The 15,610-nt window shown below is 47.9% G+C and carries 17 protein-coding genes and 1 riboswitch; of the genes, 15 read left to right on the forward strand and 2 right to left on the reverse strand.

The genetic code is table 11. The features are described 5' to 3' along the window. Positions 1-13 precede the first annotated feature (13 nt). The 15 genes from fliE to QH639_RS02700 all read left to right on the forward strand — a co-directional run bounded on the left by fliE (position 14) and on the right by QH639_RS02700 (position 12,563). Positions 14-355 carry a flagellar hook-basal body complex protein FliE gene (gene fliE, locus QH639_RS02635; RefSeq protein ID WP_000029081.1) on the forward strand — a complete coding sequence of 114 codons (342 nt, stop codon included), beginning with the start codon at positions 14-16 and terminating at the stop codon, positions 353-355. A 4-nt stretch (positions 356-359) separates the two neighbouring features. Further along, positions 360-2,006: a flagellar basal-body MS-ring/collar protein FliF gene (gene fliF / locus QH639_RS02640; protein ID WP_000993687.1), complete on the forward strand. Its 1,647-nt coding sequence runs from the start codon at positions 360-362 to the stop codon at positions 2,004-2,006. Beyond that, on the forward strand, positions 1,984-2,994 hold the full coding sequence (locus tag QH639_RS02645; RefSeq protein WP_001293171.1) for a flagellar motor switch protein FliG: 1,011 nt from the start codon (positions 1,984-1,986) through the stop codon (positions 2,992-2,994). Before fliF ends, QH639_RS02645 begins: the two co-directional genes overlap by 23 nt. A 3-nt stretch (positions 2,995-2,997) precedes the next feature. Continuing rightward, positions 2,998-3,708: a flagellar assembly protein FliH gene (gene fliH, locus QH639_RS02650; protein ID WP_000151519.1), complete on the forward strand. Its 711-nt coding sequence runs from the start codon at positions 2,998-3,000 to the stop codon at positions 3,706-3,708. After that, positions 3,701-5,038, forward strand: coding sequence for a flagellar protein export ATPase FliI (fliI, locus tag QH639_RS02655; protein WP_001279403.1), 1,338 nt, complete (start codon positions 3,701-3,703; stop codon positions 5,036-5,038). Before fliH ends, fliI begins: the two co-directional genes overlap by 8 nt. Before the next feature lie 2 nt (positions 5,039-5,040). Continuing rightward, positions 5,041-5,475, forward strand: coding sequence for a flagellar export protein FliJ (gene fliJ, locus QH639_RS02660; RefSeq protein ID WP_001248925.1), 435 nt, complete (start codon positions 5,041-5,043; stop codon positions 5,473-5,475). Positions 5,476-5,477: 2 nt separating this feature from the next. Beyond that, on the forward strand, positions 5,478-5,873 hold the full coding sequence (locus QH639_RS02665) for an FAD synthase family protein (RefSeq protein ID WP_000859525.1): 396 nt from the start codon (positions 5,478-5,480) through the stop codon (positions 5,871-5,873). Positions 5,874-6,007: 134 nt separating this feature from the next. Beyond that, positions 6,008-7,813, forward strand: a complete 1,806-nt coding sequence (locus QH639_RS02670) for a phage tail tip domain-containing protein (protein ID WP_281115635.1) — start codon at positions 6,008-6,010, stop codon at positions 7,811-7,813. A gap of 69 nt (positions 7,814-7,882) precedes the next feature. Next, positions 7,883-8,482: an Ail/Lom family outer membrane beta-barrel protein gene (locus QH639_RS02675; RefSeq protein ID WP_281115636.1), complete on the forward strand. Its 600-nt coding sequence runs from the start codon at positions 7,883-7,885 to the stop codon at positions 8,480-8,482. Between the two features lie 64 nt (positions 8,483-8,546). Further along, the gene (locus tag QH639_RS02680) at positions 8,547-8,852 is read left to right on the forward strand and encodes a DUF977 family protein (RefSeq protein ID WP_281115637.1); all 306 of its coding nucleotides are present in this window, start codon (positions 8,547-8,549) and stop codon (positions 8,850-8,852) included. A gap of 323 nt (positions 8,853-9,175) precedes the next feature. Further along, positions 9,176-9,415 (forward strand): hypothetical protein, encoded by a 240-nt coding sequence (locus tag QH639_RS02685; RefSeq protein WP_001367360.1) that lies wholly within the window; start codon positions 9,176-9,178, stop codon positions 9,413-9,415. A 2-nt stretch (positions 9,416-9,417) separates the two neighbouring features. Further along, on the forward strand, positions 9,418-10,014 hold the full coding sequence (locus QH639_RS02690) for an ABC-three component system protein (protein WP_032286199.1): 597 nt from the start codon (positions 9,418-9,420) through the stop codon (positions 10,012-10,014). Positions 10,015-10,079: 65 nt separating this feature from the next. Then, entirely contained in the window at positions 10,080-10,247 is a 168-nt protein-coding gene (locus QH639_RS26450; protein ID WP_350027958.1) for an ABC-three component system middle component 6, read from the forward strand. Continuing rightward, positions 10,238-11,962 (forward strand): DUF2326 domain-containing protein, encoded by a 1,725-nt coding sequence (locus tag QH639_RS02695; protein WP_000479014.1) that lies wholly within the window; start codon positions 10,238-10,240, stop codon positions 11,960-11,962. The genes QH639_RS26450 and QH639_RS02695 overlap by 10 nt, the downstream gene beginning before the upstream one ends. A gap of 445 nt (positions 11,963-12,407) precedes the next feature. Beyond that, entirely contained in the window at positions 12,408-12,563 is a 156-nt protein-coding gene (locus tag QH639_RS02700; protein WP_281115638.1) for a Hok/Gef family protein, read from the forward strand. A 520-nt stretch (positions 12,564-13,083) separates the two neighbouring features. Here the strand turns inward: QH639_RS02700 and QH639_RS02705 are convergent. Both QH639_RS02705 and QH639_RS02710 read right to left on the reverse strand, forming a co-directional pair. Next, on the reverse strand, positions 13,084-14,385 hold the full coding sequence (locus tag QH639_RS02705; RefSeq protein ID WP_131522313.1) for an NCS2 family permease: 1,302 nt from the start codon (positions 14,383-14,385) through the stop codon (positions 13,084-13,086). Positions 14,386-14,516: 131 nt separating this feature from the next. Then, a riboswitch (purine riboswitch) is annotated at positions 14,517-14,618 on the reverse strand. A 209-nt stretch (positions 14,619-14,827) separates the two neighbouring features. Beyond that, a complete protein-coding gene (locus QH639_RS02710) occupies positions 14,828-15,496 on the reverse strand; it encodes an MOSC domain-containing protein (protein WP_237898753.1) in 669 nt (222 codons plus the stop codon). Positions 15,497-15,610: the final 114 nt, after the last annotated feature.

Below are 15,610 nucleotides of genomic sequence, written 5' to 3' on the forward strand. Positions count from 1 at the left end.
CCGGAAGTTAAAAATGAGCATTACCACAATCAACAGCACCATGCAGGCGCAGATCATGCAGGACGTGCAGCGGATGCAGGCCAACGCCCAGGCGCCGGTGCTGCCCGCCATGACCTTCAGTTCCACCGACCCGGACGTTTCGTTTCACCGCATTATGCAGGGCGCGCTCGGTCACGTTGACCAGTTCCAGCAGGTGGCGGAGCAGCAGCAAACGGCTATCGACATGGGCAAAAGCGATGATCTGGCAGGTGCGATGATCGCCAGCCAGCAGGCGTCGCTCTCTTTCTCCGCGCTGGTGCAGGTGCGCAACAAAATCGCCACCGGATTTAACGATCTGATGAGTATGTCGATCTAACCCTATGAATGCACAAATAAAGAAGTTAACCCAGGCGTTTCCGGCGTTTCGACTGCGTCTCGCAGATAACAAACGCTGGGCGCTGATGGCGGGTGTGGGGCTTGCCGTGGCGGCGACGGCGATTATCGTTAGCGTGCTGTGGACCGGCAATCGCGGCTACGTCTCGCTCTACGGACGCCAGGAAAATCTGCCCGTGTCGCAGATTGTCACCGTGCTGGACGGCGAAAAGCTCACCTACCGCATTGACCCGCAAAGCGGGCAGATACTGGTGCCGGAAGAGGCGCTGTCGAAAACGCGCATGACCCTTGCCGCCAAAGGCGTGCAGGCGATTTTGCCCAGCGGCTACGAGCTGATGGACAAAGACGAAGTGCTTGGCAGCAGCCAGTTCGTGCAGAACGTGCGCTATAAACGCAGCCTCGAAGGGGAGCTGGCGCAGAGCATTATGTCGCTGGACGCGGTGGAGAGCGCGCGGGTGCATCTGGCGCTCAACGAAGAAAGCTCGTTTGTGGTCAGCGATGAGCCGCAAAACAGCGCCTCGGTGGTGGTGCGTCTGCACTACGGCGCGAAGCTGAATATGGACCAGGTGAACGCCATTGTGCATCTGGTTTCCGGCAGCATTCCGGGGCTGCACGCCAGCAAAGTTAGCGTGGTTGATCAGGCGGGAAATCTGCTGACCGACGGCATCGGCGCGGGCGAGGCGGTCTCTGCCGCTACCCGTAAACGCGATCAGATCCTCAAAGACATTCAGGACAAAACCCACGCCAGCGTGGCGAACGTGCTGGATTCGCTGGTCGGCAGCGGGAATTACCGTGTCAGCGTGATGCCGGATCTCGACCTCAGCACCATCGACGAAACTCAGGAACACTACGGCGACGCGCCGAAAATAAACCGCGAAGAGAGCGTGCTGGACAGCGACACCAATCAGGTGGCGATGGGTGTGCCCGGCTCTCTCAGCAACCGTCCGCCGGTTGCGGCGAATCAAATGACTAACGGTACGGAAGAAAATCGCTCGCCGGAAGCGTTATCCAAACACAGCGAAAGCAAGCGCGATTACTCTTACGACCGTAGCGTCCAGCATATTCAGCATCCCGGCTTTGCGGTGAAACGCCTCAATGTGGCGGTGGTGCTCAATCAAAACGCTCCGGCGCTGAAAAACTGGAAGCCGGAGCAGACCGCGCAGCTTACCGCGTTGCTGAACAATGCCGCCGGTATTGACGCGCAACGTGGGGATAACCTGACGCTTTCACTGCTTAACTTTGTGCCGCAGGCGGTGCCGGTCGAACCAATTATTCCGCTGTGGAAAGATGACAGCGTGCTGGCCTGGGTGCGCCTGATTGGCTGCGGCCTGCTGGCGCTGTTGTTGCTGTTCTTCGTGGTGCGCCCGGTAATGAAACGGCTGACGGCGGTACGTGCACCGATTATCACACCAGAATCGGAAGCCGTCAGCGAACCGTGGATTGCCATGCCGGAAGAGGAGCGCAAAAACGTCGATCTGCCGTCGCTGCCCGGCGATGACAGCCTGCCGTCTCAGAGTTCCGGCCTGGAAGTAAAACTCGAGTTCCTGCAAAAACTGGCCATGAGCGACACCGATCGCGTAGCCGAAGTTCTCAGACAATGGATCACCAGCAATGAGCGAATTGACAACAAATAAGAGCAACAGCTACCTGGAACAGGCGGCGATCCTGCTGCTGTGTCTGGGCGAAGAGGCGGCGGCGACGGTGATGCAAAAACTCAGCCGCGAAGAAGTGGTGCGCCTGAGCGAAAACATGGCACGGCTTTCCGGCGTGAAAACCAGCATGGCGCGCAAAGTGATCAATAACTTCTTTGATGAGTTCCGCGAACAGAGCGGGATCAACGGCGCATCGCGATCCATGTTGCAGGGTATTCTCAACAAAGCCCTCGGCACCGAGATCGCCAGCAGTGTGATCAACGGCATCTACGGCGATGAGATCCGCTCGCGGATGGCGCGCCTGCAATGGGTGGAACCACGCCAGCTGGCGATGCTGATCTCCGAAGAACATCTGCAATTACAGGCGGTGTTCCTCGCGTTTCTGACGCCGGAAATCTCGGCAGCGGTGCTCTCGTATCTCAACGAATCGGTGCAAAACGAAATTCTCTACCGGGTGGCGAAACTCAACGACGTCAACCGCGACGTGGTGGATGAACTGGACAGGCTGATCGAACGCGGCCTGTCGGTGCTTTCGGAACACGGCTCAAAAGTGAAAGGCATCAAACAGGCGGCGGATATCGTCAACCGCTTCCAGGGCAACCAGCAGGTGATCCTCGACCAGATGCGCGAGCGCGACGAAGAGGTGCTGGAGCAGCTTCAGGATGAGATGTACGACTTCTTTATCCTCAGCCGCCAGAACGAAGAGGTGCGTCGACGTCTGCTTGACGAAGTGCCGATGGAAGACTGGGCGGTGGCGCTGAAAGGCACCGAAGCCCTGCTGCGCCGTTCGATTTACGCGGTAATGCCAAAACGGCAGGCGCAACAACTGGAAGCGATCACCGCGCGCCTGGGGCCGGTGCCGGTCAGCCGTATCGAACAGATCCGCCGCGAAATCATGGGCATCGCCCGTGAACTGGAAGAGGCGGGCGAAATTCAGCTACAGCTCTTTGCGGAACAGACGGCGGAGTAACCCATGACCATTGAAACACTGCGCGGGCGCTATCGCCTGCACCGCTTCCCGCCGCGCCAGCGTGCGGTGACCGGAGAACCGCTCACCGCCAGCATTAGCGCCGCCGATTACCAGCGCCAGTTGATGGACGGTTTTCAGGAAGGGCTGCAAAAAGGTTTTGCTCAGGGAATGACCGAAGGTCAGGAGCAGGGCTTTAGCGAAGGTCATCAGCAAGGTTTTGCCGAGGGGCGACGCCAGGGCTACACCGAAGGCAGTCTCGCCGGGCAGCAGGAAGGGCGCAAACAGTTTGTTGAGGCGGCGCAGCCGCTGGAAGCCATCACCGGTAAAGTGAACGACTTTCTCGCCCATATCGAACGTAAACAGCGGGAAGATTTGCTGCAACTGGTGGAAAAGGTGACGCGGCAGGTGATCCGCTGCGAACTGGCGCTGCAACCGACGCAGTTGCTGGCGCTGGTGGAAGAGGCGCTGGCGGCCTTCCCGGCGATGCCGGAAACCCTGCAAGTGATGCTGAGTACGGAAGAGTTTAACCGCCTGCGCGACGCGGTGCCGGAAAAGGTCAGCGAATGGGGGCTGACGCCTTCGCCGGATCTGCCACCGGGCGAATGCCGGGTGATCACCGACAAATCCGAACTGGATATCGGCTGCGAGCATCGCCTTGAACAATGCATGACCGCGCTGAAAGAAACACTCACGCCGGAGTCGCAGGGTGAGTGATTTTTCTGCGTTCGATAACGCCCTGCGCTCGCTGGAGTCGATCCCGCTGGCCCGCGTCGCCGGGCGGCTGGTGCGCCTTAACGGCATCCTGCTGGAGAGTGTCGGCTGCCCGCTAATGACCGGGCAGCTGTGCCGCATCGAAAGTGCCAATCACACGCTGATCGACGCGCAGGCCGTGGGCTTTAATCGCGACATCACCTATTTAATGCCGTTTAAACAGCCGGTCGGCCTGATGGCAGGCGCACGCGTCTTCCCGGAAGAAAAAGCCCACGACATCCTGATAGGCGAAAGCTGGTTAGGCCGCGTGGTGAATGGCCTCGGCGAACCGCTGGATGGCAAAGGCCGCCTGAACGGCAACGACCTTCTGCCGCCGTTGCCGCCCTCGGTTAATCCCTTAACTCGTCGTTCGGTAGACGAACCGCTGGACGTGGGCGTGAAAGCGATCAACGGCCTGCTGACCATCGGCAAAGGCCAGCGCGTCGGACTAATGGCAGGCAGCGGCGTCGGGAAAAGCGTGCTGCTGGGGATGATCACCCGCCAGACCAAAGCCGATATCGTGGTGGTTGGGCTGATTGGGGAACGCGGGCGCGAAGTGAAAGAGTTTATCGACCACTCGCTGGGCGCGGACGGGCTGGCAAAGTCTATCGTCGTCGTCGCGCCTGCCGATGAATCGCCGCTGATGCGTCTGAAAGCCACCGAACTGTGCCACTCCATCGCCGCCTGGTTTCGCGACCGCGGGCATCACGTCTTACTGCTGGTGGATTCCCTGACCCGCTACGCGATGGCGCAGCGGGAAATCGCCCTCTCGCTCGGCGAACCGCCCGCCACCAAAGGTTATCCGCCATCGGCATTCGGCATGATCCCCAAACTGGTCGAAAGCGCAGGCAACAGCGAAAGCGCGGGATCGATGACCGCCATCTACACCGTGCTGGCGGAAGGTGACGACCAGCAAGATCCGATTGTCGACTGCGCGCGCGCGGTGCTGGACGGGCATATCGTATTAACCCGCAAACTGGCGGAAGCGGGGCACTATCCGGCCATTGATATCGGCCAGTCGATCAGCCGCTGCATGAACCAGGTCACCAGCCTGGAACATCAGCAATCCGCCCGCGCGTTAAAGCAAAACTATGCCGCCTATATGGAGATCAAACCTCTGATCCCGCTCGGCGGCTATGTGGCAGGTGCCGACGCCAGCGTCGACAAAGCGGTGAAAATGTTTCCGGCCATTGAGCGATTTTTGCGCCAGGAGATGCGCGAACCCGCCTCCCTCGAACTGGTGCAAAGCCGCCTGCAAATCCTCTTTCCTTGTGCCAAAAAGGCAGAACAGTAACTATGCGACAAATCATCGACACCCTGGCGCAGTTGCAGCGCCTGCGGGATAAATCGGTCAAAGACAAAACCGTCGAGCTGGCAAAGCAAAAACAGATTTGCGCGGGTTATGACAACAATATCAAGGCGTTAGGCTACCTTGTCGAGAAAACATCTGCGGGTGCGGCGGTGTCGGTGGAATCGCTGAAAAACGTCAGCGGCTACAAAGGCACCCTGCGCAAGGTAATCGCCTGGCAGGAGCAGGAAAAAACGCTGGCCAATATCAAAGCCACGCGAATGCAGAAAAACCTCACGGCGGCGGCGTGCGAAGAGAAAGTAGTCGCCCTGACGCTGGACGACAAACGCCGCGAGCAACAAGAAAGCGCCACGGCGAAAGCGCAAAAAGCGGTGGACGACATCGCCGTGCAGTGCTGGCTGCGGCACAAATTAGTGGAGTAGCCATGAAAACGGTCATCACCTTCGGCACCTTCGATGTGTTTCATGTCGGTCATCTGCGCCTTTTACAACGCGCCCGCGCATTGGGCGAGCGGCTGCTGGTCGGCGTATCGTCCGACGCCCTGAACATCGCCAAAAAGGGCAGGGCACCGGTTTACCATCAGGATGACCGCATGGCGATCATCGCCGGGCTGGCGTGCGTGGATGGCGTATTTCTGGAAGAGTCGCTGGAGCAAAAAGCGGAGTATTTGCGCGGGTACAGTGCGGATATTTTAGTGATGGGGGATGACTGGGCAGGGAAGTTTGACAGCTTTGCGTATATTTGTGAGGTGGTCTATTTCCCCCGCACGCCGTCGGTGTCGACGACGGGGATTATTGAGGTGATTAGAGGGCTTTTATAAAGTACTAAAACAGAGATGTATTTTCTTGCCGGATGCGGCGTAAACGCCTTATCCGGCCTACAGGACGTGATCGATCCGTAGATACTGTTATGGCCTGCAAGTTTTTTCCTGGTCCGGTTTCCCGGATTGCAGGCATGCCAGACACAGCGCCGTCAGGCGCTGTTTTTTTCATCCCTTCCGCGATTTTTACGCCGCTACCGGATTATGCCGTGACGCAGCCGGAAAAAGAGGCCATCGTGGATAACGGGGCGCACTTTGACGGCGAACAGAGTGGCACGGTGAATAGTGTCACGCCGCCAGCGGTGCAGCACCTGACCGCAGAAGTCACTGCAGACAGCGGGGAATATCAGGTGCTGGCGCGATGGGACACACCGAAGGTGGTGAAGGGCGTGAGCTTCCTGCTCCGTCTGACCGTGACAGCGGATGACGGCAGTGAGCGGCTGGTCAGCACAGCCAGGACGACGGAAACCACATACCGCTTCACGCAGCTGGCGTTGGGGAACTACAGGCTGACAGTCCGGGCGGTAAATGCGTGGGGGCAGCAGGGCTATCCGGCATCGGTATCGTTCCGGATTGCCGCACCGGCAGCGCCTGTCACTATTGAACTGATACCAGGGTATTTTCAGATAACAGCGGTCCCGAAACTGGCTGTATATGACCCGACGGTGCAGTTTGAGTTCTGGTTCTCGGAAAAGCGGATTGCGGATATCAGGCAGGTTGAAACCACAGCCCGCTATCTTGGCACGGCGCTGTGCTGGATAGCTGCCAGTATCAATATCAGGCCGGGCCATGATTATTACTTTTATATCCGCAGCGTGAATACCGTTGGCAAATCGGCATTCGTGGAGGCTGTTGGTCAGCCGAGTGATGATGCAGCCGGTTATCTGGATTTTTTCAAAGGCGAGATAGGGAAAGCCCATCTGGCTCAGGAGCTGTGGACGCAGATTGATAACGGTCAGCTTGCGCCTGACCTGGCTGAAATCAGGACGTCCATTACGGATGTCAGCAATGAAATCACACAGACCGTCAATAAGAAACTGGAAGACCAGAGTGCAGCAATTCAGCAGATACAGCAGGTTCAGGTTGATACAAATAATAACCTGAACAGCATGTGGGCTGTGAAGCTGCAGCAGATGCAGGACGGACGCCTTTATATTGCGGGTATCGGTGCCGGTATTGAGAACACCCCCGACGGCATGCAGAGTCAGGTGCTGCTGGCGGCAGACAGGATTGCGATGATTAATCCTGCCAATGGCAACACAAAGCCGATGTTTGTTGGTCAGGGTGATCAGATATTCATGAATGAAGTGTTCCTGAAATATCTGACGGCTCCCACCATTACCAGCGGTGGATATCCACCGGCATTTTCCCTGACACCTGACGGTCGGCTGACGGCGAGAAATGCGGATATCAGCGGTAACGTGAACGCGAACGCCGGAACGCTCAACAACGTCACGGTAAATGAGAACTGTACGATTAAGGGCATGCTGGAGGCGAACCAGGTCAGGGGTGACTTCGTTAAAGCGGTATCCAGACCATTCCCGAAAAGGGCTGGTACGTGGGGGAACACGGAAACACCCGACGGGACGGTTACCGTCACCATCAGCGATGATCATAACTTTGACCGTCAAATCATTATTCCGCCCATTATTTTTAACGGTGTGGCGTATGACAATCCGGGGAGCGGTAATAACCCGGGAGGTACAAGGTACACGGGTTATGGTTTTGAAGTTCGCAAAAACGGTGTCTTAATCGCATCCAGAGAAACCAGAGGGGCAGTTCCCGGGAGTTACAGCGCGGTTATTGATATGCCGAGTGGTGGTGGGAACGTCACCCTGGAGTTCAGGATTTTCCAGAAAGGCAATCAGGGTGCAGGTAACATCACAGACTGTACGGTGATAGTGACCAAAAAAGCGGCTTCCGGTATCAGTATCCGTTGAAATATTTATAACCCCAATACGGGCACCAGAAATGGTGCCTTTTTTATTGCAGAAAAGCGAGAGGTAATTATGCGTAAACTTTATGCCGCCATTTTGTCCGCAGCCATTTGTCTGGCCGCATCCTGTGCGCCTGCATGGGCGTCTGAACATCAGTCCACGCTGAGCGCGGGCTATCTTCATACCTCGACGAACGTTCCCGGCAGCGATGATCTGAACGGGATTAACGTGAAATACCGTTATGAGTTTACGGACACACTGGGTCTGGTGACGTCATTCAGCTATGCAGGAGACAAGAATCGCCAGCTGACCCGTTACAGCGATACCCGCTGGCATGAAGATTCCGTGCGTAACCGCTGGTTCAGCGTGATGGCGGGGCCGTCTGTGCGCGTGAATGAATGGTTCAGCGCGTATGCGATGGCGGGTGTGGCTTACAGCCGTGTGTCGACTTTTTCCGGGGATTATATCCGCGTAACTGACAATAAGGGGAAAACGCACGATGTGCTGACCGGAAGTGATGACGGTCGCCACAGCAACACGTCTCTGGCGTGGGGGGCTGGCGTGCAGTTTAACCCGACCGAGTCCGTGGCCATTGATGTCGCTTATGAAGGTTCCGGCAGTGGCGACTGGCGCACTGACGGTTTCATCGTGGGTGTCGGTTATAAATTCTGATTAGCCAGGTAACACAGTGTTATGACAGCCCGCCGGTTCAGGCGGGCTTTTTTGTGGGGTGAATATGGCAGTAAAGATTTCAGGTGTACTGAACAGTGGCGATGTATACAACTCCGGCTACGGGTTATTCCCGTCTGAACAGGCGCGTAAGGACTGGCAAAACGCCCGCAAAAAACTCTCGAGGGCAAAGGTGAAGAAACCTGCTGTGGTTGATCCGGACCTTATCTGGTCATTACCTGACGGAGAAATACGCCGCTACGACAGTCGCCTAAACATAATCTGTCGCGAGTGCCGGAAGACTGAAGTTATGCAGCGCATACTCGCATTCTATCAGGGAAATGCTCGATATCTATTGAAGCGACGAGATTAAAGAGCATTAGTTCAGATGTGAATTGACATTTTCGTGGCACAAGATTAGCGCTAGCGTGGTCGTTTGGTTTGTGCCAAGAGCGGATAATGCTGACATTCCTATGCACTAATTAACGCAGAGCAAGCCAGTTAGTTGGTTATGAAAGTAAGTTGTAGCCAGCAACTATCACCATCGGAGATATTTAGGGGGATGCACTCTAAGTTGTAGTTACTTTATAATGTCACTTTCAAAGCGGAAGCTTGTACAAAAGATGGATAAGCTTTTGTATAGTATGGGATTCAAGAATCACTAAAAGATGACAACAGTACTTACAGGATGTGGCTATGATCCGAATTATGATTAGAATATTTTCTTTGACATTCGTTGCTTGCGCTGGCTTTGCTGCATATCACTTCAATAGTGTGCCATTGATGTTCACTTCTGGTAGCTTTCTTGTAACATTTTTAGGTACATTTATTGTTAATAAAAAAAGTTCAGGGCATACAATAATTCAAAAAAGCGGTAGCCATTCAAAAAATAATCAGACGGTCGTTTTTGGAAATAATGAAAACAAGCGAGGCTGATCATGGTTGGTGTTACTCAAAGGTCAGGGAATTACTCACGTAATGTGCAGGTGGTTGTCGATTCTAACTCTGTTGATATTATAAAGTCTCCATCGATTTTTATGGATCTTGTTGGTATTTTAGTTGATTCGAATGTTATTGATCCTCGTACAAACAATGACTACGAGCCATATGATATTGAGAATAAAATAGACTTCAATGATGTTATAAAACATAGAGAACGTATTGAAGGGTTCTATCTATATTCTTCGATGATAGATAAAGCGTATGAAACATTAAATGAAAGTATGCCTACTGCTAAGGAAACGGCACTGAAAAGCATCAATTCACGATATCTTGATTGTCAAGGAGATTTATTACTTAAACATAGAGAAGCGTATAAGAGCTGCAAGGATGCTCAGGAACGGAATAATTTAAAGATTCAATTGGTAAGAGAGTTTGCAGATTGGATAATAGACAGTGTAATAGAGCACATCATTAAGAAATGCTTAAATTCTCTTATGGCAATGAATTACACAAGCGAAGAAATCGAATGCCATGCTTCTTTTATCGTTTATCATGCATTCGTAGAGTGTAAGATTCTGGAAAAACCAATATGATTATCTCTGATGTAACAAAACCAAGCCAAACCTTGTATTACCTGGGGGCTCGGTTATTAGAATGCATGAGTTCAAATGCTTATTCGTATGTTGATATTATAGACTTGTATAATGAATTCAAATCTAAAAATAACAACTCTTCATTCACGCAATATATTTACACTTTAAATTGGCTATATTTATTAGGCCTGGTTGATGCTAACGAAAATGGAGATTTGATATTATGTTTTTGAAACGGCTAATAGTCAGTTCTTTCAGGCTTGGAGTGATTCGTGATATCGAATTTCACATTGGCGTTAATTTGATTATTGACCGAAACACCTCCAGCAAAGAGCAAACTGGAAATGGTGTGGGAAAAACTACTGTATTAAGAGCTTTAGATTTTTGTTTTGGAGCAGAACAACTGAATTTTTATACCGATCCTGAATTCAAGAAAGAAAATTCGGTTATAAAAAATTATTTGATAGAGAACGAGATTGAGTTTTGTTTAATTCTCACAAAAGATTTGAATAATAAAACTGCACCAGTAATAAAAATTAAGCGTAAAATTACATCTGAGACTAATAAAACGAAGGTTATAGCCTCAATAAATGAAGAGTCCTATACGAAGGCTAAAGATTTCAACGAGGCTTTAAAAAGAACATTATATCTTGATTCCGCGATAAAACCGACCATACGAGAGATTATGGGACGTGTTATTCGAAATACGCATGACAAGATGTCGAACGCATTAAAAACGATAAAAATGGGTTCTAATACACAATATGAAACGTTAAATCTGTTTATGTTTGGGTTCGGTAACTCACAGATTCTGGATGAAAAACAGTCAGTGACTAAAGCCTATAAACTGGCGAAATCCGATTATGAAGTAATTACTCGCCATCGCTCAAAGAATGCTTTGGAACAAGCTATTGCAATTATAAATAGAGATATTATAGCACAAGAAGAGTTAATTTCTAATTTTCAAGTGGCAGACTCTTATAATGATATGCTTGCTGAGTTAAATGAGTTAAAAATTAAAATTAGTGAAGTTTCTATCATACTATCATCTTTGGAGTTTAAGCAAAAATTAAACGATAAGGCTATACTAGATCTGGAAAAAAGTCATGAAAATATAAATACACTAGATCTACAGAAGTTGTACTTAGAAGCAACTGATCGGTTAGGTAACTTAAACAAAGAGTTTACTGAGCTACTTTCGTTTCATAATAAAATGCTTGTAAAAAAAGCTGAGTTTATTAGAAAACAAATGCAGCCAGTGCTGCAAGAAATTTCCAAATATAAAGATGAACTAAATAACTTATTGACTCAAGAATCAGAGCTTTTAAAGAGTTTGTCTTCGCATGGGACATTGGCAGACCTGCAAATAATGCAAAAAAAATTAAATTCATTATTTGAAGAAAAAGGTGGGCTTGAAGCTGGACTACTTCAAATCCAAGAGATGGAGAACAACTTTAATATACTGAAAGCAAAGTTTAATGATGTGTCAGATAGATTAAAATCTAAACTTGACGATTTTAACAAACGTCTTGCGCTATTCAATTCCTATTTTTCTTTATATACTAAAAAATTATATCAGGATGAATATATTCTTTCCTATAAAGATTCCTCCGGTTCTTTCGTTTTTACCATTGAACCTTTAGGAACTTTGCTCACATCAGGTAATCAGGGAGAAGGAAAAAAGAAAGCCCAGGTTGCCTCTTTAGATTTTGCCTATTTATCTGTCCAGGAGTCTTTAGAAGCCAGAACACCACGTTTTATAGCTCATGATGGAATTGAGGCAATTCATGTAAATCAAATAAATAAGTTATTCGAGATAGCTTCGGGGATTAATGGTCAATATATATTGGCTATTCTTAAAGACAAGTTGGAGAATATTGATCAAGACTTCATAAATAATAGTGTTGTGCTTGAGCTTGGGGAGGACGATAAGTTTTTTAGGCTTTAAGATTTGTAATTTGATAGATATGTAGATATCATTTTTCTCGCTCAAAACTGACAGTCAGATTTGAGCGAATTGCTTATGTAAGTATTTCGCAGAATCATGCCATTTATATTTATTAGAACATACGTACTTTAAATGTGGGAGGCTGTCATGTTGGTTCTTAAATGTTCGCTGACTATTGCGGTGGTGCGGGTAATTTATTGTTCTGTTATTCTTATGGATCGCCTTTCTGACTGATTTCATATTGGCGAGATAACGGGAGTTAAGTAGAATGCCTGCGGGTGCTTGAGGCTATCTGCCTCGGGCATGAATACCAACGGCAGATAGAGAAAAGCCCCAGTTAACATTACGCGTCCTGCAAGACGCTTAACATTAATCTGAGGCCAATTTCATGCTAGACACATGTAGGTTAGCCTCTTACGTGCCGAAAGGCAAGGAGAAGCAGGCTATGAAGCAGCAAAAGGCGATGTTAATCGCCCTGATCGTCATCTGTTTAACCGTCATAGTGACGGCACTGGTAACGAGGAAAGACCTCTGCGAGGTACGAATCCGAACCGGCCAGACGGAGGGGTTGCCCACGTGTTACTCACCCGTCCGCCGCTAACGTCAAAGGAGCAAGCTCCTTTTCTGTTCGCTCGACTTGCATGTATTAGGCACGCCGCCAGCGTTCGTCCTGAGCCAGGATCAAACTCTCCATAAAAGAAATTTGAATAGCTCAAATTGTTTTGCTGGCATCATGTTTGATGTCCAAAATTGTGTTTCGTTCACTAGCAAAACTAGCTACTTAAAACTTTATTGATTACGTTTTGCTTGTTCAGTTTTCAAGGTTCATTTACTAGTTACACTAAGTAACTTTTTATAATTTAACATAATGTTAACTCACTGTCAACTGTTTATGTTAATATTTTTTAAGTTGTCCGTTTGTTTCGTAACAACGTGTTTAAATATATCATCTTAAATTTAAGTTTGCAAGTGTTTCATTAAAGTAAAACTATTCACATTATTTAAAACCGAGTTCCTTCTATATAACTGTTAAAATAATAACTTCTTTTATTTTGAATCAACTCAATAAAAAACACCTCTAATTGTTAGCAACTTACTAACAATTAAAGGTGTCTGTTTAACTAACGTACCCAAATGAAGTATGCAAGGAAAACAAAGAATAGACCGTACATCATTGGGTGAATTTCTTTTTTACGACCGGCTAATAACATTGTAATTGGATAGAATACAAAGCCGATTGCAATACCAGTAGCAATTGAATAACCAAGTGGCATCATTAACACTGTAAAGAATGCAGGTACTGCTATTTCGAATTTGTCCCAATCAATTAAACGTAAGGACGATACCATTAGTACCCCTACGATTACTAAAGCTGGGGCAGTAACTGCTGGTGTTACCACTGCTAGTAATGGTGAGAAGAATAATGCAACTAAGAACAGTACTGCTGTTACGACTGCTGAAAATCCTGAACGAGCGCCTGCAGCAACTCCAGAAGTTGACTCTACATACGCTGTTGTTGTTGACGTACCAAATAAAGAACCGATAGTTGTTGCTAGTGCATCTGCCATTAAGGCACGTCCTGCACGCGGTAATTTATTATCTTTTACTAAGCCTGCTTGTGTCGCAACAGCCATTAAAGTACCAGCTGTATCAAAGAAATCAACAAACAAGAATGTTAACACTACTACTAAAAACTTCACGTTAAATAATGTACCGAAGTCACCAAGTGGTTCTAGTGCTACCATGAATGTAGAATCTACACTTGGAATAGCTGATACAACTGCTGTTGGAGGATCAATGATACCTGTGATCATCCCAATAATTGCAGTAATCACCATTCCTAAGAAAATACCGATACTGCGCAATTTAATAATAAGAATAACTGAAAGAATAATTCCGAATACCGCTAATAAAGTAGCGCCTGTGAAACTTCCTAAAGTGACTAAAGTCGCTGGGCTATCGACAATGATCCCTGCTCCTTGTAAACCAACAAAAGTAATAAATAAACCAATACCTGCAGAAACTGCATACTTAAGTTGTACTGGAATAGCATTAATAACAGTTTCGCGGATACCAGTTAAAGATAAAATAATAAAGATAATCCCTGAGAAAAACACGCCTGTTAAACCAGTTTGCCACGGAATACCGTATGCTCCGACTACAGTAAATGCAAAGAATGCATTTAACCCCATCCCAGGAGCAAGTGAAATCGGAAACTTAGCGAAAATCCCCATAATCAAAGAACCGACTGCTGCTGCTAATGCTGTTGCTACGAAAACAGCACCTTTATCCATCCCTGCATTTTCTAGAATACCTGGGTTAACAGCTAGAATATATGCCATTGCAAGGAAGGTTGTAATACCGCCTATTATTTCGCGGCGATAATTAGTTCCTAATTCATCGAACATGAAATATTTTTTCATTATCAAAAAATCCTCCGTGTGGTCGTCTTCAATATCGAAAACAAAAAAGACACGCTGACTACTCTACTAGTCGCATGTCTACGATATATTTCATCACAATTAGTGTGTGAAACAAATTAGTGTTTATACGTTTATGTATAAACCTAAATCGTAGTCAAGTTATTTACGGTAACTTGGTAGAAACTCACGGGCCTTATCCCCGACATTATACGACGACGTATTTAATTTACATTCGTAATATATCATTTCGTTTTTTAGATTTCAACCCTATTTCCGAACATTTTTCTAAAAAGAAATACGAAAGTTCGTGTAAAATTCTTATTTAATGTTCAGGTTCTATTAAATACATTACTAAAGAGGCTTTGTACTGAACATTCCACCAATCAGTTTAAAGAAAAAATCCCCTAGAAATTCTAGAGGATCCTTCTTTTGAGCTTATGTTTTAACTCATCACTTTACTTTGCAAGATTTGAATTCTTTTTTCTAATTTTTCTTTCCAATCTTCTGCTAATGCATCTACTGCTTGTATTTGTTTCATAGCGATTGCATCATTGTTTTTGAAGTACACTTCATTGCAATACAAAACAGAGATACGTGCAGGATGCTTTTCTACAAGCTCAATTGTTGAATCTGCACAGATTGTCCCTTCTTCAAGTACACGCGCAAGGAAACCTGTATAGCCTGTTTCGATTAAACGTTTGAGTAATGTGTTTGCCTCGGTATATCTATCAATCGTACTACATGGAATACGTCCCTGTGTAATTTGAATGACAGCATCTCCAATTTTATAAATATCACCAATACACACATCTGCTTCTAACATATTTGTTACGGTTAAATTTTCGCCAAATGCAGCAATAGGTAACGTTTTTCCAAGTTCCTGTTCCCATTGTATGTAATGCTCCGCAGGATATAAACAAACTGCTCGATCAGGGCCACCGTGATGTTTTTTATCTGCCACATCATCCCCTTCAAAGCCTTGAGAGGACAAATAAACTTCTTGCACTCGTTGCTTTTCAATCCCTGTAATCATTGAACGTCCTTTACTATCAACCAATTCTTTTGGCATCCCAACCGTTAATGTATGAATCATTGGTTTATTTTTCTCCATTTAAATCCCCCCCTAATCTGAATAGTATAATTTCTTGTGCATTCATTTAGTTTACTACATACAACACTTTACCAGCAATTTTTGCAGTTGAGATACTTCATTAAGCCATAAATT

This window comes from Lysinibacillus sp. 1 U-2021 (assembly GCF_029916965.1).
In the GTDB taxonomy this organism is placed as follows: domain Bacteria; phylum Bacillota; class Bacilli; order Bacillales_A; family Planococcaceae; genus Lysinibacillus; species Lysinibacillus capsici.

Excerpts from the sequence above, each read along its gene's own strand:
- QH639_RS26450 (WP_350027958.1), top strand. The coding sequence starts at position 10,080 with ATGAGTTCAAATGCTTATTCGTATGTTGATATTATAGACTTGTATAAT.
- QH639_RS02705 (WP_131522313.1), bottom strand. The coding sequence starts at position 14,385 with ATGAAAAAATATTTCATGTTCGATGAATTAGGAACTAATTATCGCCGC.
- QH639_RS02695 (WP_000479014.1), top strand. The coding sequence starts at position 10,238 with ATGTTTTTGAAACGGCTAATAGTCAGTTCTTTCAGGCTTGGAGTGATT.
- QH639_RS02700 (WP_281115638.1), top strand. The coding sequence starts at position 12,408 with ATGAAGCAGCAAAAGGCGATGTTAATCGCCCTGATCGTCATCTGTTTA.
- QH639_RS02710 (WP_237898753.1), bottom strand. The coding sequence starts at position 15,496 with ATGGAGAAAAATAAACCAATGATTCATACATTAACGGTTGGGATGCCA.
- QH639_RS02645 (WP_001293171.1), top strand. The coding sequence starts at position 1,984 with ATGAGCGAATTGACAACAAATAAGAGCAACAGCTACCTGGAACAGGCG.
- QH639_RS02670 (WP_281115635.1), top strand. The coding sequence starts at position 6,008 with ATGCCAGACACAGCGCCGTCAGGCGCTGTTTTTTTCATCCCTTCCGCG.
- fliJ (WP_001248925.1), top strand. The coding sequence starts at position 5,041 with ATGCGACAAATCATCGACACCCTGGCGCAGTTGCAGCGCCTGCGGGAT.
- fliH (WP_000151519.1), top strand. The coding sequence starts at position 2,998 with ATGACCATTGAAACACTGCGCGGGCGCTATCGCCTGCACCGCTTCCCG.
- fliE (WP_000029081.1), top strand. The coding sequence starts at position 14 with ATGAGCATTACCACAATCAACAGCACCATGCAGGCGCAGATCATGCAG.
- fliF (WP_000993687.1), top strand. The coding sequence starts at position 360 with ATGAATGCACAAATAAAGAAGTTAACCCAGGCGTTTCCGGCGTTTCGA.
- QH639_RS02665 (WP_000859525.1), top strand. The coding sequence starts at position 5,478 with ATGAAAACGGTCATCACCTTCGGCACCTTCGATGTGTTTCATGTCGGT.
- QH639_RS02685 (WP_001367360.1), top strand. The coding sequence starts at position 9,176 with ATGATCCGAATTATGATTAGAATATTTTCTTTGACATTCGTTGCTTGC.
- QH639_RS02675 (WP_281115636.1), top strand. The coding sequence starts at position 7,883 with ATGCGTAAACTTTATGCCGCCATTTTGTCCGCAGCCATTTGTCTGGCC.
- QH639_RS02690 (WP_032286199.1), top strand. The coding sequence starts at position 9,418 with ATGGTTGGTGTTACTCAAAGGTCAGGGAATTACTCACGTAATGTGCAG.
- QH639_RS02680 (WP_281115637.1), top strand. The coding sequence starts at position 8,547 with ATGGCAGTAAAGATTTCAGGTGTACTGAACAGTGGCGATGTATACAAC.